This is a genomic window from Streptomyces sp. NA04227, assembly GCF_013364195.1.
Classification (GTDB): Bacteria; Actinomycetota; Actinomycetes; order Streptomycetales; family Streptomycetaceae; genus Streptomyces.
Map to the genome: position 1 here is coordinate 1,974,003 of NZ_CP054918.1, position 24,448 is coordinate 1,998,450.

At 70.5% G+C, this 24,448-nt stretch carries 21 protein-coding genes; 7 read left to right on the forward strand and 14 right to left on the reverse strand.

From position 1 onward, the window contains the following. Positions 1-79 precede the first annotated feature (79 nt). Entirely contained in the window at positions 80-1,858 is a 1,779-nt protein-coding gene (leuA, locus tag HUT18_RS08235; RefSeq protein WP_254878481.1) for a 2-isopropylmalate synthase, read from the reverse strand. A gap of 292 nt (positions 1,859-2,150) precedes the next feature. Between leuA and HUT18_RS08240 the strand changes: the two genes are divergently transcribed. Both HUT18_RS08240 and HUT18_RS08245 read left to right on the forward strand, forming a co-directional pair. Further along, positions 2,151-3,227, forward strand: coding sequence for a M4 family metallopeptidase (locus HUT18_RS08240; protein ID WP_176099154.1), 1,077 nt, complete (start codon positions 2,151-2,153; stop codon positions 3,225-3,227). 416 nt (positions 3,228-3,643) lie between these two features. Then, positions 3,644-3,910 (forward strand): protealysin inhibitor emfourin, encoded by a 267-nt coding sequence (locus HUT18_RS08245; RefSeq protein ID WP_176099156.1) that lies wholly within the window; start codon positions 3,644-3,646, stop codon positions 3,908-3,910. A 58-nt stretch (positions 3,911-3,968) separates the two neighbouring features. Here the strand turns inward: HUT18_RS08245 and HUT18_RS08250 are convergent, their stop codons facing one another. Next, positions 3,969-4,823 (reverse strand): NAD(P)-dependent oxidoreductase, encoded by an 855-nt coding sequence (locus HUT18_RS08250; RefSeq protein ID WP_176099158.1) that lies wholly within the window; start codon positions 4,821-4,823, stop codon positions 3,969-3,971. Between the two features lie 234 nt (positions 4,824-5,057). On the opposite strand from HUT18_RS08250, the gene HUT18_RS08255 reads away from it, so the two are divergent. Next, the gene (locus tag HUT18_RS08255) at positions 5,058-5,960 is read left to right on the forward strand and encodes a helix-turn-helix transcriptional regulator (RefSeq protein WP_176099160.1); all 903 of its coding nucleotides are present in this window, start codon (positions 5,058-5,060) and stop codon (positions 5,958-5,960) included. A gap of 324 nt (positions 5,961-6,284) precedes the next feature. Here the strand turns inward: HUT18_RS08255 and era are convergent, their stop codons facing one another. After that, positions 6,285-7,244, reverse strand: coding sequence for a GTPase Era (gene era / locus HUT18_RS08260; RefSeq protein ID WP_176099162.1), 960 nt, complete (start codon positions 7,242-7,244; stop codon positions 6,285-6,287). 145 nt (positions 7,245-7,389) lie between these two features. On the opposite strand from era, the gene HUT18_RS08265 reads away from it, so the two are divergent. After that, positions 7,390-8,700, forward strand: coding sequence for an ammonium transporter (locus HUT18_RS08265; protein WP_176099164.1), 1,311 nt, complete (start codon positions 7,390-7,392; stop codon positions 8,698-8,700). Next, on the forward strand, positions 8,697-9,035 hold the full coding sequence (locus HUT18_RS08270) for a P-II family nitrogen regulator (RefSeq protein WP_176099166.1): 339 nt from the start codon (positions 8,697-8,699) through the stop codon (positions 9,033-9,035). Before HUT18_RS08265 ends, HUT18_RS08270 begins: the two co-directional genes overlap by 4 nt. 165 nt (positions 9,036-9,200) lie before the next feature. On the opposite strand, the gene HUT18_RS08275 is transcribed toward HUT18_RS08270, so the two are convergent. The 8 genes from HUT18_RS08275 to HUT18_RS08310 form a co-directional block, all read right to left on the reverse strand. Then, entirely contained in the window at positions 9,201-9,554 is a 354-nt protein-coding gene (locus HUT18_RS08275) for a cytidine deaminase (protein WP_176099167.1), read from the reverse strand. 465 nt (positions 9,555-10,019) lie between these two features. Next, entirely contained in the window at positions 10,020-10,397 is a 378-nt protein-coding gene (locus HUT18_RS08280; RefSeq protein ID WP_176099169.1) for a nuclear transport factor 2 family protein, read from the reverse strand. Positions 10,398-10,508: 111 nt separating this feature from the next. Then, positions 10,509-11,333, reverse strand: coding sequence for a helix-turn-helix transcriptional regulator (locus HUT18_RS08285; protein WP_254878949.1), 825 nt, complete (start codon positions 11,331-11,333; stop codon positions 10,509-10,511). Positions 11,334-11,536: 203 nt separating this feature from the next. Beyond that, positions 11,537-11,890, reverse strand: a complete 354-nt coding sequence (locus HUT18_RS08290; protein WP_176099172.1) for an MmcQ/YjbR family DNA-binding protein — start codon at positions 11,888-11,890, stop codon at positions 11,537-11,539. Between the two features lie 31 nt (positions 11,891-11,921). After that, positions 11,922-13,223 carry a hemolysin family protein gene (locus HUT18_RS08295; RefSeq protein WP_176099174.1) on the reverse strand — a complete coding sequence of 434 codons (1,302 nt, stop codon included), beginning with the start codon at positions 13,221-13,223 and terminating at the stop codon, positions 11,922-11,924. Positions 13,224-13,227: 4 nt separating this feature from the next. Beyond that, on the reverse strand, positions 13,228-13,725 hold the full coding sequence (gene ybeY, locus HUT18_RS08300; protein ID WP_176099176.1) for an rRNA maturation RNase YbeY: 498 nt from the start codon (positions 13,723-13,725) through the stop codon (positions 13,228-13,230). A gap of 11 nt (positions 13,726-13,736) precedes the next feature. Beyond that, the gene (locus tag HUT18_RS08305; RefSeq protein ID WP_176099177.1) at positions 13,737-14,792 is read right to left on the reverse strand and encodes a PhoH family protein; all 1,056 of its coding nucleotides are present in this window, start codon (positions 14,790-14,792) and stop codon (positions 13,737-13,739) included. 228 nt (positions 14,793-15,020) lie between these two features. After that, on the reverse strand, positions 15,021-16,067 hold the full coding sequence (locus HUT18_RS08310) for a carbohydrate kinase family protein (RefSeq protein ID WP_176104367.1): 1,047 nt from the start codon (positions 16,065-16,067) through the stop codon (positions 15,021-15,023). Positions 16,068-16,223: 156 nt separating this feature from the next. Here HUT18_RS08310 and HUT18_RS08315 point away from each other — a divergent pair, with 156 nt between their 5' ends. Both HUT18_RS08315 and HUT18_RS08320 read left to right on the forward strand, forming a co-directional pair. Continuing rightward, on the forward strand, positions 16,224-17,534 hold the full coding sequence (locus HUT18_RS08315; RefSeq protein WP_176099179.1) for a 6-phospho-beta-glucosidase: 1,311 nt from the start codon (positions 16,224-16,226) through the stop codon (positions 17,532-17,534). A gap of 739 nt (positions 17,535-18,273) precedes the next feature. Continuing rightward, positions 18,274-19,614 carry an MFS transporter gene (locus tag HUT18_RS08320; RefSeq protein ID WP_176099181.1) on the forward strand — a complete coding sequence of 447 codons (1,341 nt, stop codon included), beginning with the start codon at positions 18,274-18,276 and terminating at the stop codon, positions 19,612-19,614. A 118-nt stretch (positions 19,615-19,732) separates the two neighbouring features. Here HUT18_RS08320 and HUT18_RS08325 read toward each other — a convergent pair whose 3' ends face one another. The 3 genes from HUT18_RS08325 to HUT18_RS08335 all read right to left on the reverse strand — a co-directional run bounded on the left by HUT18_RS08325 (position 19,733) and on the right by HUT18_RS08335 (position 24,384). Then, a complete protein-coding gene (locus HUT18_RS08325) occupies positions 19,733-20,638 on the reverse strand; it encodes a ribonuclease Z (protein ID WP_176099183.1) in 906 nt (301 codons plus the stop codon). A 47-nt stretch (positions 20,639-20,685) separates the two neighbouring features. Next, on the reverse strand, positions 20,686-21,045 hold the full coding sequence (locus HUT18_RS08330; RefSeq protein WP_176099185.1) for a histidine triad nucleotide-binding protein: 360 nt from the start codon (positions 21,043-21,045) through the stop codon (positions 20,686-20,688). A 114-nt stretch (positions 21,046-21,159) separates the two neighbouring features. Then, complete coding sequence (locus HUT18_RS08335; protein WP_176099187.1) at positions 21,160-24,384, reverse strand: S41 family peptidase; 3,225 nt, start codon at positions 24,382-24,384, stop codon at positions 21,160-21,162. Positions 24,385-24,448: the final 64 nt, after the last annotated feature.

Sequence of the window (24,448 nt, forward strand, 5' to 3'; positions counted from 1 at the left end):
CAGTACGGACAAGAGGTGGCCGGGAGACGACCCGGCCCCCGCGGACCGGAAAACTCCGCGGGGGCCGGGAAGGTGCGGGTCAGACCTCGTTTCGCGAGGCCCGGTTCACCGCCGAGACAACCGCCTTCAGCGAGGCGCGTGTCGTATTCGCGTCGATGCCGATGCCCCACAGAACCTTGCCGTCGATCGCGCACTCGATATACGAGGCCGCGACGGCGGAGGCGCCCTCGCTCATCGTGTGCTCCTGGTAGTCGAGCAGCCGCACATCGATACCCACCGACTGCAGCGCGTCGAAGAACGCCGAGATCGGACCGTTGCCGGTACCCGTCAGCTCGGTCGCCCCGCCGTCCACCGTGGCCTCGACGGTGAGGGTGTCGATGCCGTCCTTGTCCGTGGTCGTCTGACCGGTACGCACCTGGATCCGGCCCCAGGGGTTGTCCGGGTTGGGCAGGTACTCGTCCTGGAACACGTCCCAGATCGCCTTCGGCGTGACCTCGCCGCCCTCGGCGTCGGTCTTGGCCTGGATGATCTTCGAGAACTCGATCTGCATACGGCGCGGCAGGTCCAGCTTGTGCTCGTTCTTCAGCACATAGGCCACACCGCCCTTGCCGGACTGCGAGTTGACCCGGATCACGGCCTCGTAGCTCCGGCCCACGTCCTTGGGGTCGATGGGCAGATAGGGCACCGCCCACTCAATGTCGTCGACCGTGACACCCGCGCCCTTCGCCCGGGTCTCCATCGACTCGAAGCCCTTCTTGATGGCGTCCTGGTGGGAGCCGGAGAAGGCCGTGTAGACCAGGTCCCCCGCGTAGGGGTGCCGCGCGTGGACGTCCATCTGCGTGCAGTACTCGGCCGTACGACGGAGCTCGTCGATGTCCGAGAAGTCGATCTGCGGGTCGACACCCTGCGAGAACAGGTTCATGCCGAGGGTGACCAGGTCGACGTTGCCGGTCCGCTCCCCCTGACCGAACAGGCAGCCCTCGATCCGGTCGGCGCCCGCCATCAGCGCCAGCTCGGCGGCGGCGACCGCGGTGCCCCGGTCGTTGTGCGGGTGCACGGACAGACACACGAACTCGCGACGGCTCAGGTTCCGCGACATCCACTCGAACCGGTCCGCGTGCGTGGAGGGCGTCGAACGCTCCACCGTGGCAGGCAGGTTGAGGATGATCTCGCGCCCGTCCTCCGGCTGCCAGACATCCATCACCGACTCACAGACCTCCAGCGCGAAGTCCAGCTCGGTGTCGGTGAAGATCTCCGGGCTGTACTGGTACCCGAAGGTCGTACGGTCGTCGAGCAGCTTGTCCGCGTACTCCATCACCAGCCGCGTACCGTCGACCGCGATCTGCCGGACCTGCTCCCGCGACCCCCGGAAGACGACGTCGCGCCAGACCGGAGCGGTCGCGTTGTACAGGTGGACGGTCGCCCGGTGCGCACCCTTGAGGGACTCCACCGTGCGCTCGATGAGTTCCTCACGGGCCTGCGTCAGCACCGAGATGGTCACGTCCTCGGGGATCGCGCCGTCCTCGATGATCGACCGTACGAAGTCGAAGTCGGTCTGCCCGGAGGAGGGGAACCCGACCTCGATCTCCTTGTATCCCATACGTACGAGCAGGTCGAACATCTCCCGCTTGCGCGCGGGGGACATCGGGTCGATCAGCGCCTGGTTGCCGTCACGCAGATCGGTGGACAGCCAGCGCGGGGCCTTGGTGATGCGCCGCTCCGGCCAGGTGCGGTCCGCGATGTCCACCGCGTCGTAGCCGCGGTACTTGTGGATCGGCATCGACGTGGGCTGCTGGAGGTGGGTCGCGTTCGTCAGCGGGGTACGGCGACCGACGGGCCGTTCAGCGGGGTTCGACATGATGCGTGGGCTCCTCATAGGTCCGCAGGGGGACGGCCGACGGTCGTAGCGCAACACCGAACTCCGCGGGGAGGGGGTCGGCCTCGACTACAGGCCCTCACCGCGGCAGCTAAGGAGAAGCAGCCCGAAACGCATGATGCGTGCACCTTACCGAGCCGCACCGCCGCGCGCGGATCCGTATCAGTATGCGGGACCGGCGCCCTGTAAAGACCATTCGGTGATCTATCACCCAATTTCGCCAACCTCCATCGCGTGTAGTGACTGTCCGGGCACCCGCTGTCACAGTGCCTTTATGAGCACTGACACCCACATCACCCCCGTCACCCCTGTCTTCTGCACCATCGTCCCGCCGCACCTCCTCGACGCCCTGTCCCGCCACGGCAACCCCACCGTCTCGGACTGCGCCCGCCGCACCCTCGAACGCGACACCCTCGAACGCACCCGGCGCAGCCTCACCGCCGCTGCCGGTCCGCGCCCGGCCGCCGCTCCCGCCGGTGAACCCGACGAACCCAACCGCTCCATCCACGACGCGGGCCACGCCACCGCCCTCCCGGGCCGCAGGGTGCGCGCCGAGGGCGACCAGCCCGGCAAGGACGCCACCGTCAACCGGGCGTACTCCGGTCTCGGTGCGACGTTCGAGCTGTTCTTCAAGGCCTACCGCCGCTCCTCCATCGACGGCCGGGGCATGCCCCTCATCGCCACGGTCCACTACGACCGCGAGTACAACAACGCCTTCTGGAACGGCGACCAGATGGTCTTCGGCGACGGTGACGGCGAGATCTTCCTGGACTTCACCCTCCCTCTCGACGTCATCGGGCACGAACTCACCCACGGCGTCACCCAGCACACCGCGAACCTCAACTACGCCGACCAGTCCGGCGCCCTCAACGAGTCCGTCTCCGACGTCTTCGGCTCCCTGATCAAGCAGTACGCGCTCGGCCAGACCGCGGCCGAGGCCGACTGGCTCATCGGCGCCGGCCTGCTCGCCCCCGAGGTGACGGGCAAGGCTCTGCGCTCCATGAAGGCCCCCGGCACCGCCTACGACGACGATGTCCTCGGCAAGGACCCCCAGCCCGCCAACATGAAGGACTACGTCCGCACCGACAGCGACAACGGCGGCGTCCACATCAACTCCGGCATCCCCAACCGCGCCTTCTACCTCTTCGCCGACGCCCTCGGCGGTCACGCCTGGGAGCGTGCCGGACAGATCTGGTACGACGTCCTCACCGGCGGCCACCTCGGCTCCGACGCGGACTTCGCCACCTTCGCCCGCCTGACGCTGAAGGCCGCCAAGGACCGCTACGGCGACGGAGCGGAACAGGAAGCGGTCACCAAGGCGTGGACTCAGGTCGGCGTGACGACGGAGTGAGAGTGAGGGGAGAGGGGGGAGGGTGAGACAGGCCGGGAGTTGGCGCTTGGAGGGCGCGCTGGGAGTGGATGGTGAACGGCGGGGCTTCGCCTGATCGACCCTCCCGGCCTCGCTCCCTCTCCTTCAGTCGCCTTCTCCCCTCCTGCCTCCTGCAATCGCCATCTCTGTCCGGTCTCAATCGCCCTCTCCGTCTCTGGGTCTAGCCCGTCTCCTCCGGGTTCGTTGCACTTCTCCTCTCTGTTGGCGGCTGGCGACTGGCGGCTGGTGTGAGGTCTTCGGGTTCGGCCGATGGATTCGGCCGAACCCGGCCGCCCGGCTACGGCTTTACGGGAGGGAGGATTGGGTCGAGCAGTCGGGCCACGGTCGGATCCTCCGGTCCGGGCCTGCACATCCCTCACTACACGGGTCGGGAGTCCATGCTTATCCGGGTGAAACGCACAGGAGGCTTCGCCGCCATCGAGCGCGAGGCCGAGATCGACACCGCCGACCGTGCCGACGCTCGGGACTGGCAGGCCCTGGCCGAGGAGGCACTGACAGCGGCCGACGCCTCCCCGCCCACCGGAGTGCCCGACGGTTTCAGCTATCTGCTCACCGTGGACGGCCACACCGCGTACTGCGCGGACCCCGGCCTGACCGAGCCCCAACGCAAGCTCATCTCACGGGTGTTGAAGGAAGGGGCTTGAGTCCCTCCTGCTCCCCGTACCTCCCGACCTGGCCTCCTCCTCCCGGCCCTCCGCATGGTCACAGTGCGCCCGCGTCCTGGGCCCGGAAGACCGTGGGGAACACCGGACGGAATCCCAGTTCCCTGCGGAGGCGATGCGTGGACATCAGCCCGAACCAGGGGTCCGGGTCGGTGCGTTCGTAGAGCTGGGACGGCAGCGGGGAGCCGTTGAGTTGATGCAGTTCCACGGCTGTCACCGGTGCGTCGTCGGCGATGTTGTAGACGCGTCCGGCGATTCCGGGGGCCTGCAGCAGACGCAGGAGCGCCTGCGCCACATCCACGTGATGCACCATGTGCAGCCGCTTCGTCGCCGACCACTCCCCCGCCCAGCGCAGGGACTGGGCGAGGTGCGGATCGCCCTCGCCGTACACAAAGGCGAGACGCCCCACGCGGACGTCGAGTCCCGGCATCGAGAGCAACTCCCGTTCCGCAGCGATCTTCGACTCGGGATAGTCGCCCCACATCGGTCCGCCGGGCAGTGATTCGTCGGTCTCGGTAAGAGGGCGGTCCCTGCCCGATCCGTACACCAGGCCGGTGCTCACCTGGACGAAGCGCCGCACGCCCACGGCGGCCGCGGCCCGGCCAAGGGCCACTGCCGCATCGCAGTTGACCTCCCACACCTCCTCTCCCCCGACGCCGCGGAAAGCGGCGGCCACATTGACCACGGCATCAACACCCTCGACCGCTTCTTTGAGGGCGTGGCTGTCGCGCAGATCCCCTCGCACGACCTCCGCGCCCATCCGCGCGAAGGGCTCGGCCTGCGCTTCGTCGCGCACGAGCACGCGGACCCCTTCACCGTCCTCAAGCTGTCGCATCAGCCGGGGGACAAAGCGCTTTCCCACCTGGCCCGTGGCACCAGTTACCAACGTGAGCATGAGGTGTTCCTCTCCGTGAGTCTTCTTCTCCGGCGGCGCACAGCGGCGGGTCTCCTTGCCTGCTGCGCCGGGAAGTTCAGGGTTCGTCTCAGGCCGTGGCATCGGGCTCTTCGAGCGGTCTGCCGCGGTCGCAATTGCAAGACTCAGGGGTCCGAGTGCGAAGTGGGAGAGGACTGCCGATCCAGGGATCAGCAGTCCCTGGATAACGGCCGAGGCACGGGTAATGCTGAATCCGTGAATCGACTCGACCGACCTCAGCTCGCCGATTTCCTACGTCGCGGACGTGCCCGCCTCGCCCCCTCCGACGTGGGTCTGGAGGCAGGCGGACGCCGCCGGACGCCAGGGCTGCGCCGCGAAGAAGTGGCACAGCTCGCCGGAATGTCCGTCGACTACTACACACGCTTGGAACAGCGGCGCGGACCGCGGCCGTCGCGGCAACTGCTCGCCTCGCTGGCCCGCGCATTACGGCTGACCGACGACGAGCGCGATCACCTGTTCCATCTGGCGGGCGAGGAGCCGCCTCGTTCCGGGCCCGCGGGGCGACACGTGCGGCCCGGGCTGCTCCTCATACTCGACCGACTGCACGACACCCCGGCCCAAATCGTCACCGACTACGGCGAGTTGCTGGCGCAGAACTGCATGGCCGCAGCGCTCACCGGCGAGGCCCCTCCCGGCCAGAACAATCTGATCCGCCGATTCTTCACCGACCCCGATGCCCGCACTCTGTTTCCCGAGGAGGACCATGCGGCACTAGCCCGTTCACACGTAGCCAATCTGCGCGCCGTGACAGCGGCCAGGCCCGACGACCCCGAGCCGGCGCAGCTCGTCGCCGAACTCCGTAAGAAGAGCGAAGAGTTCCGCGGACTGTGGAAGTCGCACGACGTCGCCATACGGCGCGCTGAGACCAAGCGCTTCCAGCACCCGCTCGTAGGACTGCTGGAACTGGACTGCGAGGTCCTGCTCAGTCAGGGCGGGGACCAGCTCCTCATCGTCCATACCGCGCGCCCCGGAACGGAGTCCTACGAAAAGCTCGAACTGCTCCGGGTCGTGGGCTTCCAGGACATGGACACGGAAACCCTCGAATCCTTGGCCCCGTCCGATGAGGAGTGGGAGTGGGCCGACGAGAACGAATTCTAGAAACGGGGCGGCTCAAGGCAGCGAAAAGGGCTCGGCGCCGACGATCTGTGCAACGTCCCGTGCTCGGACATCGCCGCAAATCAGCCGACGATCAGAATCAGAAGGGAGCCGGAGCAGCCGAATTTCGTAGAGCGCGCCCCAAGAAAGCCAGCCGGAGCGCAGAAGGGACAAGGCCCGGAAAGACCCAGTCAACTGACGGAACCAGGAGGCTCCTTACGAGAATGAGCTGGACGAAGCTCCGGGGCATGGCTGCCGAGTCATGTGGGCGAGACAGGGAAAGGGACCAGCCCGCCGTTCCCGACAACCGGCCCTTCGCCCGCTGTCTCAGAAGCCGAGGCGGCGCAACTGCTTGGGGTCGCGCTGCCAGTCCTTCGCGACCTTCACATGAAGGTCGAGGAAGACAGGGGTGCCGAGGAGTGCCTCGATCTGCTTGCGGGACTTCACACCGACGTCCTTGAGGCGCTTGCCCTTGGGGCCGATCACGATGCCCTTCTGGCTGGGGCGCTCGATGAACAGGTTGGCGTGAATGTCCAACAGGGGCTTGTCCGCGGGCCGGTCCTCACGAGGGAGCATCTCCTCGACCACCACGGCGATCGAGTGGGGAAGTTCGTCCCGCACACCTTCGAGTGCCGCCTCGCGAATGAGCTCGGCGACCATGATCTGCTCGGGCTCGTCGGTGAGGTCGCCCTCGGGGTAGAGGGTCGGGCCTTCGGGCAGCAGCGGCACCAGGAGGTCCGCGAGGAGCGAGACCTGCTTGCCGCCCACCGCCGAGACGGGAACGATCTCCGCCCACTCGAAGCCCAGCTCCTTGCCGAGCTGGTCGACGGCGATCAACTGCTCGGCGAGGGCCTTCGGGTCGGCGAGGTCGGTCTTGGTGACGATGGCGACCTTGGGGGTTCGCTTGATCGTCGCGAGTTCCTTGGCGATGAAGCGGTCGCCGGGACCGATCTTCTGGTCGGCGGGCAGACAGAAACCGATGACGTCGACCTCGGCCCAGGTGGTGCGCACCACGTCGTTCAGGCGCTCACCGAGCAGAGTGCGCGGCTTGTGCAGGCCCGGGGTGTCGACAAGGACGAGCTGGGCGTCGGGACGGTGCACGATCCCGCGCACCGTGTGACGGGTGGTCTGAGGACGATTGGAGGTAATCGCGACTTTCTGACCCACGAGAGCGTTCGTCAGGGTGGACTTGCCCGCATTGGGGCGGCCCACAAAGCAGGCAAAGCCGGACCGGTGAGGAGATTCGGAAGGCTTGGTGGGATCGCTGTGAACGCTCATGGCGACCATTGTCCCTGATCGCGGGAGCGCGGCCGCACTGTGAGATTTCCGAAACGCTCGGGCAACGCGAAACACAGAGGAAACACCGACGTGCACGGGCCGAAACGAACCACCGTGACGCTCTCAGTCTCCCCCGACCCTCAGGAGACTGACCGTGCAGACCGTGACCCTGGCGGCCGGCATCGACAGCGGCGACACCGCCTGGCTGCTCGCTGCCACCGCACTAGTCCTGCTCATGACCCCGGGCCTCGCGCTCTTCTACGGCGGCATGGTGCGCACGAAGAGCGTGCTCAACATGCTCATGATGAGCTTCGTCTCGATCGCGCTCGTCACCGTGGTCTGGCTGATCGCGGGCTACTCGCTGGCCTTCGGTGACGACGCCTTCGGCGGGCTGATCGGCAATCTCGACCATGTCGGGATGGCGGACATCGGACCGGACGACGTGTCCGGGAGCGTGCCGACTCTGCTGTTCAGCACCTTCCAGCTGACCTTCGCCGTCATCACGGCGGCGCTGATCAGCGGTGCGGTGGCCGACCGTACGAAGTTCGCGGCCTGGCTGGTGTTCGTGCCGGTGTGGACGCTGCTCGTATACGTTCCGGTGGCGCACTGGGTCTGGGGGCCGGACGGCTGGATCTCCCAGAGCCTGGGAGCCATGGACTTCGCGGGCGGCCTGGTGGTGGAAATCGCCTCCGGCGCCTCGGGGCTGGCGCTCGCGCTGGTGATCGGTCCGCGTCTCGGGTTCAAGAAGGACGCGATGCGTCCGCACAACCTGCCGCTGGTGATGCTCGGTGCGGGTCTGCTGTGGTTCGGCTGGCTCGGCTTCAACGGCGGTTCCGCCCTCGGCGCCAACGGACTTGCCGCCGCATCGCTGCTGAACACTCTGGTCGCCGGATGTACGGGACTGCTCGGCTGGCTGGTCGTGGAGCAGGTCCGCGACGGTCACCCGACGACCTTCGGTGCTGCCTCGGGTGCGGTGGCCGGGCTGGTGGCGATCACCCCGGCCTGCGGGACCGTGGGAGTCGTGGGCGGTGCGGCGGTCGGGCTGACCGCAGGAGTGGTCTGCTCGTACGCCGTGGCGTGGAAGTTCCGGCTGGGCTATGACGATTCGCTGGACGTGGTGGGGGTGCACTTCGTCGGCGGTGTCGTGGGCACCTTGCTGATTGGCCTGTTCGCCACCGAGGCGATGACGGGAGGAAAGGAGGGCCTGTTCTACGGAGGTGGGCTGGGCCAGCTCGGCAAGCAGGCCGTCGCCGTGGCAGTGGTGGCCGCGTACACCTTCGCGGTGACCTGGGTGATCGGCAAGGCGATCGACCGTGCCATGGGCTTCAGGGCCTCCGCCGAGGAGGAGATGACGGGGCTCGACCAGACCGTGCACGCGGAAACCGCCTACGATCACGGCGTGCTGGGGCATGGCGCTCCGCACAACTCCCCCGCGGTCACGAAGGACAGGAGCCCGTCCGCATGAAGCTCATCACGGCGATCGTCAAGCCGTTCCGCCTCGACGAGGTGAAGAGCGCCCTGCAGGAACTCGGGGTGAACGGTCTGACCGTCACCGAGGCCAGCGGTTACGGGCGCCAGGGCGGGCACACCGAGGTGTATCGGGGTGCGGAGTACAAGGTCGACCTCGTGCCGAAGGTGCGCATCGAGATCGTCGTCGAGGACGCCGACGCGGACGATGCCGTGGACGCGATCGTGCGTGCGGCGCAGACCGGGCGCATCGGTGACGGCAAGGTCTGGGTGGTCCCGGTCGACTCGGTGGTACGCGTGCGTACCGGCGAGCGGGGACCTGACGCGTTGTGACGTGCGGCTGCGGGCTGCGGGGCGGCGGGCTGTGACCGGCACGGCGCGACGTGCGGGCTGCGGCCTGCGGGGCTGTGACCTGCGCACCTCGGCTCTGAAGCCACGGCGAGTGGGGCACAGCCCGTAGCGCGTAGGAACCCGGTCCGTAACCCGGTCCGTAGGAACTCAGTCCGTGGAGAGCACGGTGTGGACTTCGCCGTCGGGTCCGGCGACGAGTACCGGAGTGCCGCTGCCGCCGAGGTCGCGTACCGCCGCGCGGTCGGGCTCGGCGGCGTTCTCGGCCTCGGTGACCACGGCCGCCGCTTCCAGGGACTTGGCGCCCGAGGCGACCGCCATCGCGACGGCGGTCTGCAGCGCGCTCAGCTTGAGGGAGTCGAGGGCGACCGTCCCGGCGACGTAGGTGCGGCCGGTCTCGTCACGCACTGCGGCGCCCTCGGGCACACCGTTGCGGGCACGAGCCGCACGGGCCAGGGTGACGATCTTGCGGTCCTCGGGGCTGATCGCGTTGCTCTCGGTCATGTTCCGAGCATACGGAGCCTTGTCGGGGCGTCTGCAGTGGGCTTGCCCAGCAGAGAGACTCGTTCACGCCGCCCACTGACGTCGGCTGTTCTTTGAGCGACCGCGCTGCACGCGAAGCCATCTCGCAGCGGCCCGACCGGCAACCGGCTCCCCCTGCGCCAATGCCAGCACCCAGCACCCAGCACCCAGCACCCAGCACCCAGCACCCAGCACCCAGCACCCAGCACCCAGCACCCAGCCTCAACTGCCAACCCGCGCCACACGGTTCCGGCGCTGAACCACCAACTCCTGACCACCTTCACGTCGCATGACGGCGAATGTGCCTCGTTTGGCGGTAGTTGACGGTCTCCAGCGGCCGAGTGCTCACGACTCGGGCACTCACCCGCTGAAGGGAGGGAAGACGAAGGATGACGGCACGTGGCCCGCTGCTGGCCCGCATCGGCATCCTGCCGTGCCCGGCAATGCTCAGATGCGCTCGACGTACGGGGCCCGCCATGCCGGGCAAGGGTCTGCTCCCAACTCCGTCCAGTACTCGCGACCGCTGATGACCAGGCCGTTGTGGACGGTCCAGAAGGACGCCACCCGGTGGACGCCCATCGTGACGTGCGGGACCTCGACCTCGGAAACGACATCGTTTCCGGACGCCAGGATGCGGAGGACCTTGATCGACCAGCCCTCCGGGTACTCCGCGTTGACGCGTACGTAGTTCTCCCGGCCGCGGATGCGTTCGCCGCTGACGGGCCATTCCACTACTACGTCGTCCGCCAGCAGCTCGCCGACGCCTGCCCAGTCCCGGGCCTGCATTCGGGTCCACAGCAGCTCAATGGCCTGGGAAGGTTCCATGACCGACATCATGCACGTCACCACTGACAGTGGCTTCGGGGAGTCGCGACGCATTGCCTCGCGATCAGGCCATCGGCGGCACCCCGCTCAGCGCACCAGCGCCGGCACCCGCTACCCCACCGCCACCGGATACCTCGCCCCGCGACGTCCCTCCGGTGAGGCGAGCCACTCCAGTTTCCGGGCGGTGTCGGTGTGCGGTTGGGGGTTGTGCAGGACGATGCTCAGGTCCGGGCGGGCGGGGACCTTGAGCTGGGTTGATTCGACGTGCAGGGCGCCGACCACGGGATGGGCGAGTTCCTTGGCCATCATCCCTCCGGTGACGACGTCGCGACGGTTCCACAACTCCACGAACTCCTCGCTCAGTTCGCCGAGTTCGGCGACCAGTTCGGCGAAGCCCTCGTCCTCGGGGTGGTCCGAGTAGGCGGCCCGGAAGTGGGCGACGACCTGTGGGGCGTTGGTCTCCCAGCTCTTGGCACGCTCTCGGTAGAGCGGGTCGGTGAAGTAGGCGACGAGGCAGTTCTGCGGGGACTCGGCACGCATGCCCAGTACGGTCGCGGCGGCGTCGTTGAAGGTGACGCAGTTCCAGTGGATGTCCATGATGTGCGCCGGGTAGGGCATCCAGGTGTCGATCAGGCGGTGGAGGCCCTCGCTCACGTCGAGGGCGGCCCGGTCGACCTCGGGGCGGGGCGGGTTCAGTCCGGCGAGCGCGTAGAGGTGGCGGCGTTCGGCGCCGGTGAGCCTCAGTACCCGGGCAACGGCGTCCAGGACTTGCGGCGACACCGTGATGGCGCGGCCCTGTTCCAGCCACTGGTACCAGGAGGCGCCGACCCCGGCCAGTACCGCGACCTCCTCGCGCCGCAGACCCGGCGTACGGCGCCGGGCGCCTCCGCCGGGAAGCCCGGCCTCGGCGGGCGAGATGCGGGCGCGGCGGCTCATGAGGAATTCACGCAGTTCGTTCCGGCGGCTTCGCTGCCCGTCCGCCTTGGTGCTCGCGTCGGCCACCGCTTCCCCTGTCATCCGTTCCCCCGCTGCCTCTACCCGCCGCCTGCTGCCCGGCGCTTGTTCTCCCCGCGTCCCACTGTCACCCCGCTGGTCACCGAGCCCCGACCCTCCGGGTCCCGATCCGCGGCCCTTGCCTCTCAAGCCCGGTCGAGCCGGAGCCGCTCGGCCTTCGGCAGCCCGGCCACCACCAAGTCGTAGGAGTCCTCGATCAGTTCACGGACCTGGCGGACGGGCAGCGGCCCGACGGTCACGGTGTTCCAGTGGCGCTTGTTGAGGTGGTAGCCGGGGACGATTTCGGGGTGATCGGCGCGCAGCCGCACCGCCTCGTCCGGGTCGCACTTGAGGGAGACGGTCAGCGGTTCGGCGTCGAGACGAGTGATCGCGAAGACCTTGCCGAGGACCTTGAAGACAGAGGTGTCCGGATTGAACGGGAACTCCTCGACGGAGGCGTTGAACGAGAGGCAGAACGCGCGCAGTTGCTCGGGAGTCATCCGCTGACCCTCCTCCAGTCTCTCCTCGGCCCTACTCTTCCTCGGCCGCGGTTTCCGTGTCGGCGCCGACGGGCTCCACCACGACCGTCGCGATCTTGTTGCGGCGTCCGGCCGCGGCCTCGGCGGTCAGGCGCAGTGCGCGTCCGTCGGGCAGGTCGACGACCGCGCTCGCGCCCGCGATCGGCACCCGGCCGAGCGCCTTGGCGAGCAGGCCGCCGACGGTTTCCACGTCCTCGTCGTCGTAGGCCTCCAGGCCGTACAGCTCGCCGAGGTCGCCGATGTCGAGGCGGGCGGTGACACGGTGCCGCTGCTCGCCGAGGTCCTCCACGGGCGGGAGTTCACGGTCGTACTCGTCGGTGATCTCGCCGACGATCTCCTCGAGGATGTCCTCGATGGTGACGATGCCCGCGGTGCCGCCGTACTCGTCGATGACGACGGCGACGTGGTTGCGTTCCTGCTGCATCTCGCGCAGCAGGTCACCGGCGTTCTTGGTGTCGGGGACGAAGGAGGCCGGGCGCATGGCGGTGGAGACCAGCTCGGACTCCGCGTCGCGGCTGATGTGGGTCTTGCGGGCCAGGTCCTTGAGGTAGACGACGCCGACGATGTCGTCCTCGTTCTCCCCGGTCACCGGCATCCGGGAGAAGCCGGAGCGCAGCGCCAGGGTGAGTGCCTGCCGGATCGTCCGGTACCGCTCGACCACGACGAGGTCGGTGCGCGGCACCATCACCTCGCGTACCAGGGTGTCGCCGAGTTCGAAGACGGAGTGCACCATGCGGCGCTCCTCGTCCTCGATGAGCGACTCCTTCTCGGCGAGGTCGACCATGGCGCGCAGTTCGGCCTCGGAGGCGAACGGGCCGCGCCTGAAGCCCTTTCCGGGGGTCAGGGCGTTGCCGATGAGGATGAGCAGCGGCGGGATCGGGCCCATGACGCGGGCCAGCGGCAGCAGTACGTAGGACGCCGCGGTGGCCGTGTTCAGCGGGTGCTGGCGGCCGATGGTGCGCGGTGAGACGCCGACGGCGACATAGCTGACGAGCACCATCACGCCGATGGCGACCAGCAGGGCCTCCCAGGTCCGGTCGAACTCCTCCAGGCAGGCGTAGGTGACCAGAGCGGCGGCGGCCATCTCGCAGGCCACCCGGACGAGCAGGGCGACGTTGAGATAGCGGGTGGGGTCGGCGGCGACCTGGGCGAGTTTGGCGCTGCCGCGGCGGCCGCTGCGCAGGGCCTCCTCGGCGCGGAAGCTGGAGGTCCTGGCGAGACCGGCCTCCGCACAGGCGGCGAGCCAGGCCACGACCACCAGCGCGACCGCGCCGAGGATCAGCTGGGTGTTCACGGGGTCAGGAGACCGTGGGCGCCGGAGAGGGGCCGGTCAGCCCCTTCTCGGCACGCCAGCCGTCGACGATGGCCGCCTGCAGCGAGAACATCTCCGCCTTCTCGTCGGGTGCTTCGTGGTCGTAGCCGAGCAGGTGCAGCACTCCGTGGACGGTCAGGAGCTGGAGCTCCTCGTCCATGGAGTGCTGCGTCGGCGCTTCCTTGCCCTGCCGTTCGGCGACCTCGGGACACAGGACGATGTCGCCGAGGAGACCCTGCGGCGGCTCGTCCTCGTCCTTGGCGGGCGGCCTGAGTTCGTCCATCGGGAAGGACATGACGTCGGTCGGACCCGGCAGGTCCATCCACTGCATGTGCAGTTGCTCCATGGCCTCGGTGTCGACCACGATCACCGAGAGCTCGGAGAGCGGGTGGATACGCATCCGGGCCAGGGCGTAACGGGCGATGTCGAGCACCGCCTGTTCGTCCAGTTCGGTACCGGATTCGTTGTTGACGTCGATCGACATGTCCGCCTGGTCTACTTCCCGTTGCGCCGGGACTGGGTGCCGCCCGGCGTGCCGTTCTCGTTGTCGTACCTCTCGTAGGCGTCGACGATACGGCCCACCAGACGGTGGCGTACGACGTCGTGGGAGGTGAGACGTGAGAAGTGGACGTCGTCCACGCCTTCGAGGATGTCCTGGACCTGGCGCAGACCGCTCTTGGTGCCGCTCGGCAGGTCGATCTGCGTCACGTCACCGGTGATCACGATCTTGGACTCGAAACCGAGCCGGGTCAGGAACATCTTCATCTGCTCGGGATTGGTGTTCTGCGCCTCGTCGAGAATGATGAAGGCGTCGTTGAGCGTGCGTCCGCGCATGTACGCCAGCGGTGCCACCTCGATGGTGCCCGCCGCCATGAGCCGGGGGATGGAGTCCGGGTCGAGCATGTCGTGCAGCGCGTCGTAGAGCGGGCGCAGGTAGGGGTCGATCTTCTCGTAGAGCGTGCCGGGCAGGAAGCCGAGGCGCTCACCGGCCTCCACCGCGGGGCGGGTCAGGATGATCCGGTTGACCTGCTTGGACTGCAGGGCCTGGACCGCCTTGGCCATGGCGAGATAGGTCTTGCCGGTGCCCGCGGGGCCGATGCCGAAGACGACGGTGTGCTTGTCGATGGCGTCGACATAGCGCTTCTGGTTGAGGGTCTTGGGGCGGATGGTGCGCCCGCGCGAGGAGAGGATGTTCTGCGTGAGCACCTCGGCGGGGGTCTCCTCCGGAGCGCCCTGTTCGCCGTTCTCGCTCGCCCTGAGCATGGCGATGGAGCGTTCCACCGCGTCCTCCGTCATCGGCTGCCCGGTGCGGAGCACCAGCATCATCTCGTCGAACAGGCGCTGCACCAAGGCGACTTCGTGGGCATCGCCGACGGCGCTGATCTCGTTCCCGCGGACGTGGATGTCCGTGCCGGGAAAGGACTTCTCGATCACGCGCAGAAGGGAGTCGCCGGATCCGAGCACCGTGACCATCGGGTGCTTGGCCGGAACGGTGAACTGGGCTCGCGCCGGTCCCTGCGCGGGGTCGTGAGCTGTGGGTGATTGGGTCATGGGCCGGCTCTGTAGGCCTGCTCATCCTCCTCATTGCGGGGCTCTCGCCGCCTGGCCGTGCCCCTCGTCGGGGCGCCTTGCTGCAGTTCCCAGACTACGACGGGCAGGTGACAACGCAGAGGGCTTTTCGTTCGCGCGCACAGAGGTCGCACTGGTGTGCGATCCGGCAGCCATCCCGGGTACGGATTGCCCGCATGAGCAGCGCCCCGGGACACGTTCCGCGCCCGCTCAGTCGCCCCCGCCGAAGCCGATGGTCGGCACCGCGCGGCGCAGCGGCCAGGGGCGGCCGCACCGGGTCGGCAGCAGGTCGTCCAGGAAGGCGTAGCGGTCCAGGGCGGCCGGGTGCTGACCGGAGACCGAGCGGACGCGCCGCCACCAGGCGGCCACCTCCTCCCAGCCGGGCGCGGACAGCGAGCCGCCGAATTCCTGCACGGACAGCGCGGCCGTGAGCCCGGCGAAGGCGAGCCGGTCGGCGAGCGGCCAGTCGGCGAGGGTGCCGGTGAGGAATCCGGCCACGAACACGTCGCCCGCGCCGGTCGGGTCCAGGGCCTCCACGGCGATCGCGGGGACCCTGGCGGTCTCGCCGGTGCCCGCGTCGACGGCGTACGCGCCTTCGGAGCCGAGAGTCACGACGGCCAGCCGGACGCGTTCGGCGAGGCGGTGCGCGGCCTGTTCGGGGCTGTCCGCGCGGGTGTAGCGCATGGCCTCCTCGGCGTTGGGGAGGAAGGCCTCGCAGTGTTCGAGTCCGGTGAGCGCGGCCAGATCCCAGCGGCCGGTGTCGTCCCAGCCGACGTCCCCGAAGACGCGGGTGCCGTGGCGGGCGGCCTCGGCGATCCATGGTGCCGGTTCGCCGCCGGGCAGTGAGGCGACGGCGGCGCGGGCGCGCGGCGGGCAGTGCGGGGCGGGTTCCTCCGGCGGCGGTTCGTGGCCGTGGGACACCATGGTGCGTTCGCCCTCGTAGGCCATGGAGACGGTGACCGGGGAGTGCCAGCCGCGCACCCGCCGTGAGGGGGCGAGGTCGATGCCCTCGCCGTCGGCGAGCGCGTCCCAGCAGTAGTCGCCGTAGTGGTCGTCGCCGAAGGCGGCGGCCAGGGTGGTGTGCAGGCCGAGGCGGGCCAGGGCGGTGGCCATGTTGGCCACGCCGCCGGGGCTCGAGCCCATGCCGCGCGCCCAGGACTCGGTGCCGCGTACGGGGGCGCTGTCCAGGCCGGTGAAGATGATGTCGAGAAAGACCGTGCCGGTCAGGTACACGTCGCAGGACGGGTCCTCGGGCATACGCAGACCGGCCAGCGGATCCAGCCGGCCCGGCTCGGCCGACGGGCCCTTGTCCTGCGTGCTCACGGTGCGCTCCCCTGGTGGTCCGGGTCAGGTCAGTGTGCCTGATGGGCCGCGGCGCGGGGGTGTGCCGCCGCCGGGGGTATGTTCCGCGGCATGAGGCTGACGATTCTCGGCGGTGGCGGATTCCGTGTGCCCCTGGTCTACCGGGCGCTGGCGGGCAGCGAGGTGTCCCGGGTGACGCTGTACGACACCGATCCGCGCCGGATCGGTGTGATCCGCTCGGTGCTCGGCGGGCTGCCGCCGGGGCCGGAGGTACGGGTGGCGAACGACCTCGACGAGGCCGTGCGGGACGCCGACTTCGTGTTCTCCGCGATCCGGGTGGGCGGCACCGCGGGGCGGGTGCGCGACGAGTCGGTTCCGCTCGCGGAGGGGGTGCTCGGCCAGGAGACGGTCGGGGCGGGCGGGGTGCTGTACGGGCTGCGCACGATTCCGGTGGCGCTGCGGATCGCCGAGCGGGTGGCCGCGCTCGCGCCCCGGGCCTGGGTCATCAACTTCACCAATCCGGCGGGGATGGTGACGCAGGCGATGGCCTCGGTGCTCGGCGACCGTGTGATCGGCATCTGCGATTCGCCGGTGGGCCTGGTGCGCAGGGCGGCGCGCGCCGCGGGGGCGGATCCGGCCACGGTCTCGTACGACTATGTCGGGCTCAACCACCTCGGCTGGCTGCGGTCGTTGCGCGACGAACGGGGGCGGGAGCTGCTGCCCGGGCTGCTGGCCGACGAGGGCGCGCTCGGCTCCTTCGAGGAGGGCAGGCTGTTCGGCGCCCCGTGGCTACGCGCGCTCGGTTCGCTGCCCAACGAGTACCTGCACTACTACTACTTCCGCCGCGAGACGCTGGCCGCGGTGCGCACGGTCGAGGAGACGCGCGGAGCCTTCCTCGACCATCAGCAGGGGGACTTCTTCGCGCGCGCCGAGCGTGAGCCGGAGCGTGCGTACGAGCTGTGGGAGGCCACCCGGCTCGGCCGGGAGGAGACGTACATGGCCGAGAGCCGGGCGGCCACCGGCGGCTGGCAGCGCGACAGTTGCGACCTCGACGGGGGCGGCTACGACCAGGTCGCGCTCGCCCTGATGCGGGCCATCGCCGAGGACCGACGGACGCGGCTGATCCTCAATGTGCGCAACGGCGCGACGGACCCGGTGCTGCCCGCGCTCGACGCGGAGGCGATCGTCGAGACCGTGTGCGAGGTGGGGGCGGACGGCGTGCGGACGCTGCCCGCAGCGCCGTTGGGGCCCGCCGAGCTGGGTCTCGTGCTCCAGCTGAAGGCGGTCGAGACGGCGACCGTGGAGGCCGCCCTGTTCAAGGAGCGCGAGGCGGCGCTGCGCGCGCTGGCCCTGCATCCGCTGGTGGACTCACCCGCCGTGGCCGCGCGGATCCTGGAGCGGGCGGCAGCCGCGCACGCCTGAGACCCACGCGCTCACGCCCGCGCCGCGCACAGGCGTGAGCGCCGGGGCGGGGCGCGTGTCCGAACGCCCGGCGCACGCCCCGCGTAGGGGCGTGCGCCCAGGCGCAGAGCGAGCGCGCCCCGCCGGGCATCGGGCGGCCACGTGCACGGATTTACGGTGGATGCGGCCCGGACTGCTGCCGCGCCGCGCTCCCGGGGGCGGGTCGGGCAGCTCCGTCGGCCCGCAGCCGACTGGCCGAATATCAACGATCAAGGTGCGGCACGACGGCGCCGGGGAGCCGGGGAGTTTCGTAGCGAACCAGCCCGCACAGACACATCCTGACCTGCGCATACTCCCGGTTTACGAGCGAACCGAGAAGTCGAGTTACCCGGCAAACGCGACACCAAACCAAGTGTGACCCAGATCACATAACCCTGGCTTCTTTCCGGCAGTGCGTGCTTGATACAAATTGCCGCGCGGCCCCGTCGAACGGCGTCCGGCCGCAGTCCCGGCAACACCCCTTCCCCGGCCACCGGTCCCCGGTTTCCGGCCCCTCGGGTTCGTCCTGATCCCTGGCCCCGCCCGGCTCCTCCGGCCTGCTCGCCCTGCGTTCCTCGCCCTGCCCTTCCTCGCTCCGCCCCGCCCTTCCTCGCCCCGCCCTGCCCTGGTTCCGTGCGCCCGAACGCGCGCGGCTCCTCCCCCTCGTACCGCCCCCGCCCCACCCTCCCCTGCCCCTTTTCCGCACGCCTTGGGAACGCCCGTGTCCTCCCGCCGCACCTCCTGGTCGCTCGTAGCCCTGTTCACGGCCGGCTATCTCGCCACCTATCTCCTGCCCACGGTCGTCAGCCGCCTCGACGCAGGGCTGCATCTGCGGCCCGCCGCGGCCGGGTTGATCGGCAGCGCGCTGCTCCTGGGCTCGGCCTCCGCCGGGTTCCTGCTGGCCGGACGCGTCGACCGGCTGGGCCCGGCGGCGGTCGCCCGGGCCGGACTCCTGCTCGCCGCCGTCGGCTACGGGACCGCCGCGCTCTGGCCTCATCTCGCGACGGTCGTGGCGGGCGTGATGGTCGGCGGGTTCGGTTCGGGGACGGCGACGACCGTGGCGGCGGCGAGGATCGCGGGCGAGGACGACCCGCACCGTACGTCGACGGCGGGCCTGTTCGGTGTCTCCGCGCTCGCGGGGCTCCTGTATCTGACGATCCCTCGGTTCGGGGGCGGGCACGCGCTGCCGTTCGCCGCCCTGGCCGTCACCGCGCTGCTCACACTGCCCGCCGCAGGCCGTCTGCGCGCGGCGGACGGCGCCGCCGCCGAGGCGCGCGCGTCGGAGCCCGGTCCGCTCCCGTTCCGGCGTGCGGGCCTGGTCCTCGCCGGGGGAATGCTCCTCTGGTCGATGGCGCAGAACTCGCTGTGGGGTGTGAGCGGCCGGATCGGCCTGGACCAGGCGGGCATGAGCGAGGTCGCCGTCGGCGCGGTCTTCGCCGCGGCTCTCGGCGCCGGACTGCTCGGTGTCGTGGGCGCCGGAGCCCTCGGTTCCCGGCTCGGACGGGCGGTGCCGACCGCGGCGGGCACGGCACTGATCGGCTGCTGCATAGTGGTCACCGCCTGCGCCACCACGCCCGTCGTCTTCGCCTCCGGGCAGATCACGTGGAACACCCTGTACCCGGTGGTGCTGTCCTATCTGATCGGTCTCGCCGCCTCCCTCGACCCGCGCGGGCGCTGGGCCGCTCTGGTCGGCTCGGCCTCGGCGCTGGGCACCGCGTGCGGCCCCGTCGTGGGCAGCGTCCTGTCCTCGCTCGCCGGTTACCGGGGCATGGGGCTGCTGCTGTGCGCCGGGCTCATGCTGCTCGTGGTGCCGCTGACCGGTGTCACCCTGCACACCGCGGGACGGCCCCTGCTGCCGGGCGCGATCCGCCGCCGCGGCGGTCTGGCCGGCGCCTTCGTGGCCGGAGCCACCGGCGCGCCCGCCCCCTCGGTCCCGCAAGTGGGCGCCCCCGAACAGGAGGTCGTGGAGATCGCGGTACCGGTCCCTCGCCTGGGCCAGCGGGCCTACGGCCCCGCCGGACCGCACGGAGCGCGCGGCGGCACCTCGTCCGCCGGAGGCTGAGGCCCGCACGCCCCGCCGCTCCCGCCCCGGCGCACACACCCCCGCACCCTTCGCGCCGGGGCTCCCGCGCCCGAGCCCGCGCGCACCCCTGCGCGCACCCAGGAGTACGCGCCCGCGCTCAGCGCCGCTTCGGCAACGGCACCCGCATCAGGTCGGCCGCCACCGTGAGTTCACCCTCGAACCCGGCCTCCCGCGCCTGCCGGGCGAACAACGCGGGGTCGGTGTACCGCTGGCTGAAGTGGGTCAGCACCAGATGCCGTACGCCCGCCTCGTGTGCCGTGCGCCCCGCCTGACCTGCGGTCAAGTGGCCGTACTCCTCGGCGAGTTCGGTGTCCTCGTCGAGGAAGGTCGACTCGATGACGAGCATGTCGCAGCCCTCGGCCAGGACCTGCACGGCAGGGCACATCCGGGTGTCCATCACAAAGGCGAAGCGCTGCCCGCGCCGCGGCTCGCTCACCTCGTCCAGGCGTACGCCCCGCAGTTCGCCCTCGCGCTGGAGCAGCCCCACATCGGGGCCCCGGATCCCGCGCTCGGCCAGCGCCTCCGGCAGCATGCGGCGCCCGTCGGGCTCCACCAGGAGGTAGCCGTAGGACTCGACCGGGTGCGAAAGCCGGTACGCGTGGAGGGAGTACGAGTCGGTGGCGGCGAGTTGGCCGTCGGCGGCGACCGGGGCCTCGGTGAGGGCGACGGTCTCGCGGTAGGCGGTCGCGTACCGGAGCCGGTCGAAGAAGCGCTGACCGCTCTTCGGGTAGTGCGCGGTGACCGGGTGCGGGACCCGGTCCAGGTTGATGCGCTGGATCACCCCGGCGAGCCCGAGCGAGTGGTCGCCGTGGAAGTGCGTCACGCACAGCCGGTGCAGGTCGTGCGCGGCCAGCGAGGCCCGCACCATCTGGCGCTGGGTGCCCTCCCCCGGGTCGAAGAGGATGCCCTCACCGTCCCAGAGGAGGACGTAGCCGTTGTGGTTGCGGTGCCGCGTCGGGACCTGGGACGCGGTGCCGAGGACCACCAATTCACGTACGGACAACGGAGAACGGTCCCCTCAGCAGGTCAGCGGGACAACAGGTCGGCGGGTCAGCCGGGCGGCCACTGCAGACCGCGGCCGCCGAGTACGTGCGCGTGGGTGTGGAAGACGGTCTGGCCCGCGCCCGCGCCGGTGTTGAAGACGATGCGGTAGCCGGTGGCGTCGACCTGGTCGTGCTCGGCCACCTTCGCCGCCTCGGCCAGTATGTCGGCGGCGACCTGCGGCTCGGCGGCGGCCAGCGAGGCGGCGTCGGGGTAGTGGACCTTGGGGATGACGAGGACGTGGGTCGGCGCCTGCGGGTTGATGTCGCGGAAGGCGACCGTGGTCCCGGTCTCCCGTACGACCGTCGCCGGGACCTCGCCCGCGACGATCTTGCAGAACAGGCAGTCGGCCTGCGGTTCGCCCGGCATGCGGGTTCTCCCTCACCTCAGCTGATCGTTTGCCCGCATCGTAGCGGCCGGGCCGCCGACCGCCGCGGTGGGTACCGCGGCGGTCAACTGGGAAGAAACCCCAACCGGTTCGGTTCAGTCCAGCGGCGGCAGCGCGGGCGGGGTCTTGGCCGGGGTCTCTTCCAGGGCGGCCAGGGCGACACGGATCGCCTCGTCGAGCTGCGGGTCGCGGCCGGTCACATGGTCCTGCGGGGTCATGACGACCTCGATGTCCGGGTCGACGCCGTAGTTCTCCACCTGCCAGCCCGAACCCTCCACCCAGAAGGCGTACTTGGGCTGGGTGACCAGGGTGCCGTCGACGAGCCGGTAGCGGCTGTCGATGCCGATCACGCCGCCCCAGGTGCGGGTGCCGACGACCGGGCCGATACCGAGCGCCTTGATCGCGGCGTTGACGATGTCGCCGTCCGAACCCGAGTGCTGGTCGGCGACGGCGACCACCGGCCCGCGCGGCGCGTCGGCCGGGTAGCTGTGCGCGCGCTGCCCGCGCGGCAGGTCCCAGCCGACCACGCGGCGGGCGATCTTCTCCACCACCAGCTGCGAGGTGTGCCCGCCGCGGTTCTCGCGCACGTCGAGCACCAGGCCCTCGCGCGCCACCTCGACCCGCAGGTCACGGTGGATCTGCGCCCAGCCCGGCGCCTGCATGTCGGGGACGTGCAGATAGCCGAGCCTGCCGCCGGAGTGTTCGTGGACATACGCGCGCCGGTTCGCGACCCAGTCGTGGTAGCGCAGCGGCTCCTCGTCGTCGAGCGGGACGACCACGGCGTGCCGCGGATCGCCGCCGCCCGCGGGCGAGATGGTCAGTTCGACGGGCTTGCCCGCCGTACCGACGAGCAGCGGTCCGGGGCCGGTGACCGGGTCGACCGGGCGGCCCGCCACGGCGAGGAGGGTGTCGCCGGGCCGCACGGCCACCCCGGGCGCGGCCAGCGGCGCGCGGGCGCGCGGATCGGAGCTCTCCGAGGGCAGGATCCGGTCGACCCGCCAACTGCCGTCCTCGTGACGGGAGATGTCCGCGCCGAGCAGGCCCAGCTTGCGGTCGCCGCCACCGCCGCCCGAGGTGGGGACGATGTAGGCGTGCGAGGTACCGAACTCGCCGTGCACCTCGTACAGCAGGTCCACCAGGTCGTCGTGGGTGGCCACCCGGTCGAGCAGCGGCAGGTAGCGCTCGCGCACCGCCGCGAAATCGACGCCGCCGAGGTCCGCGCGCCAGAAGTGGTCCCGCATCAGCCGCAGGGTCTCCTCGTACATCTGCCGCCATTCGGCGGCCGGTTCGACCTGCTGCCGGACGCGGGAGAGGTCGACGGTGATGTTGGAGTCGCTGTCGTCGTCGTGGGAGGCGCGGCGGTCGCTGGGCACCACCTTGAGCTTGCCGTCCGTCCACAGCAGGATCCGCTTGCCGTCGCCGGTGACCGCGAAGTGGTCGACGTCCAGGGCGAGATGCTCCGAGCGCAGCTGCTGGAGGTCGTAGCGCTCCAGCTCGTTCTTGGGCTCGGGGTCGTCGGGGGTGGCGCGGGAGGCGCCGAGCACGCCCTCGACGGGGTGGCGCAGCCACAGGAGTCCGTCCTTGGCCGCCCGCAGGGTGGAGTAGCGGGCCGCCTCGACCGGGAAGGGCACGATGCGGTCGGCGAGGCCGTCGAGGTCGATACGGGTCGCCGGGGCGCCCTCGCTCTCGGGGGTCTCGTCCTTGTCGGGCGACTCGAAGGGCCTGCCGTGCCGCTGCGGTCCGAACGGGGAGGGCGTGGTCGCCGACAGCGTGATCAGGTGCGGGCGGCTGCCGCCGACGAAGGCCAGGTCGAAGACGTGCTCGTCGTAGACCGGGTCGAAGGAGCGCGCGGACAGGAAGGCCAGGTGCTTACCGTCGGTGGTGAAGGCGGGCGAGTAGTCGCGGAACCGCAGCGGGGTCGCCTCGGTGACCGACAGGTCGCCGGTGTTGGCCAGTTTGAGCTGGCGCAGCGGCTCGGGTCCGGGGTGGGACCAGGCCAGCCAGGCCGAGTCCGGCGAGAAGACGAGCCCGCTCGGCTCGCCGTCCTCGCTGCGGTCCACCTCGCGCACCTCACCGCTCTCCCGCTCGACGAGCAGCACCCGTCCGTCGTGCGAGGCGACGGCGGCGCGGCTGCCGTCGGGCGCCATCGCGAGCTGGAGTACGCGGCCGAGACGGCCGGTGGCCAGGCGGCGCGGGGTGGCGCCGGGGGCGAGTCCGGTGGCGGGCGCGAACTCCAGGGCGTCCTCGCCCTCGGCGTCGGTGACCCAGACGACGTGCTCCTCGCCGTCGGCCCTGAAGGCCCGCGGCAGCCGGGCGCGGACGCCGGGCGTGGCGGCCAGGACGCGGGTGGGGCCCGCGCGGTGGGTGACCCAGTGGACCGTGCCGCGTACCGCGAGGGCGCTGCCGCGGCCGGTGTGGTCGGGGGCACCCGCGCCGAACCAGCGGGCGGCGCTCACCGGGTACGGCTGCATGTCGACCCGCTGTCCGCCGAGCCGCAGGTCCAGCCGCCGGGGTTCGGCGCCGTCGAGGTCGTCGAGCAGCCACAGTTCGCCCGCGCTCGCGTACACGACGCGGCTGCCGTCGGTGGCGGCGTGCCGGGCGTAGAACCCGATCCCGGACTCGGCGTCCACGGGGGTGTGCCGCCGCAGGTCGGTGCCGTCGGGCAGCGAGGAGTACAGCGCGCCGACGCCCTCGTGGTCACAGAGGAAGGCGATCCGCTCCCCCACCCACAGCGGGTACTCGATGTTGCCGTCGAGGTCGGCGTGCAGGCGCGCGAAGTCGCCGGGTGCGTCCTCACCGGCGATCCACAGCTTGCCCGCGGTGCCGCCGCGGTACCGCTTCCACCAGGCCGCCTCGCGGCTCATCGTCACCGAGAGCAGCAGCGCACGGCCGCCCGGGCCGTGGGCGAGGTCGCCGACCGGTCCGTACGGAAGCGTTTCGGCGGGGCCGCCGTCCAGCGGCACGGCATGCGCCCAGGAGCGGCGCAGCGACGCCTGCCCCTTCGTGGAGAGGGCGAGCACCCGCCCGTCGGCCGCCCAGCCGCGCACGCTCGTACGCGCACTGCCCCAGTGCGTGAGCCGCCGCGAGGGACCGCCTTCGAGGGGCGCCACGAACACCTCTGGTACCCCGTCGCGCGTGGAGGTCCAGGCGACCTGGGTGCCGTCCGGGGATATCCGCGGATGGTTCACGGGCATGTTGTCGGCGCTGACCCGCCAGGCACGGCCGCCGTCGAGGGGCGCGGCCCAGACGTCGTCCTCGGCCGTGAAGACGAGGAACTCTCCGTGCAGATGCGGGAACCGAAGGTAGGCAGGCTGAGTCACAACAGCACCCTAAGCAGCATCAGCCGCAATTGGTGACCGTTTTCGATCACTTGACCTGCCGGGC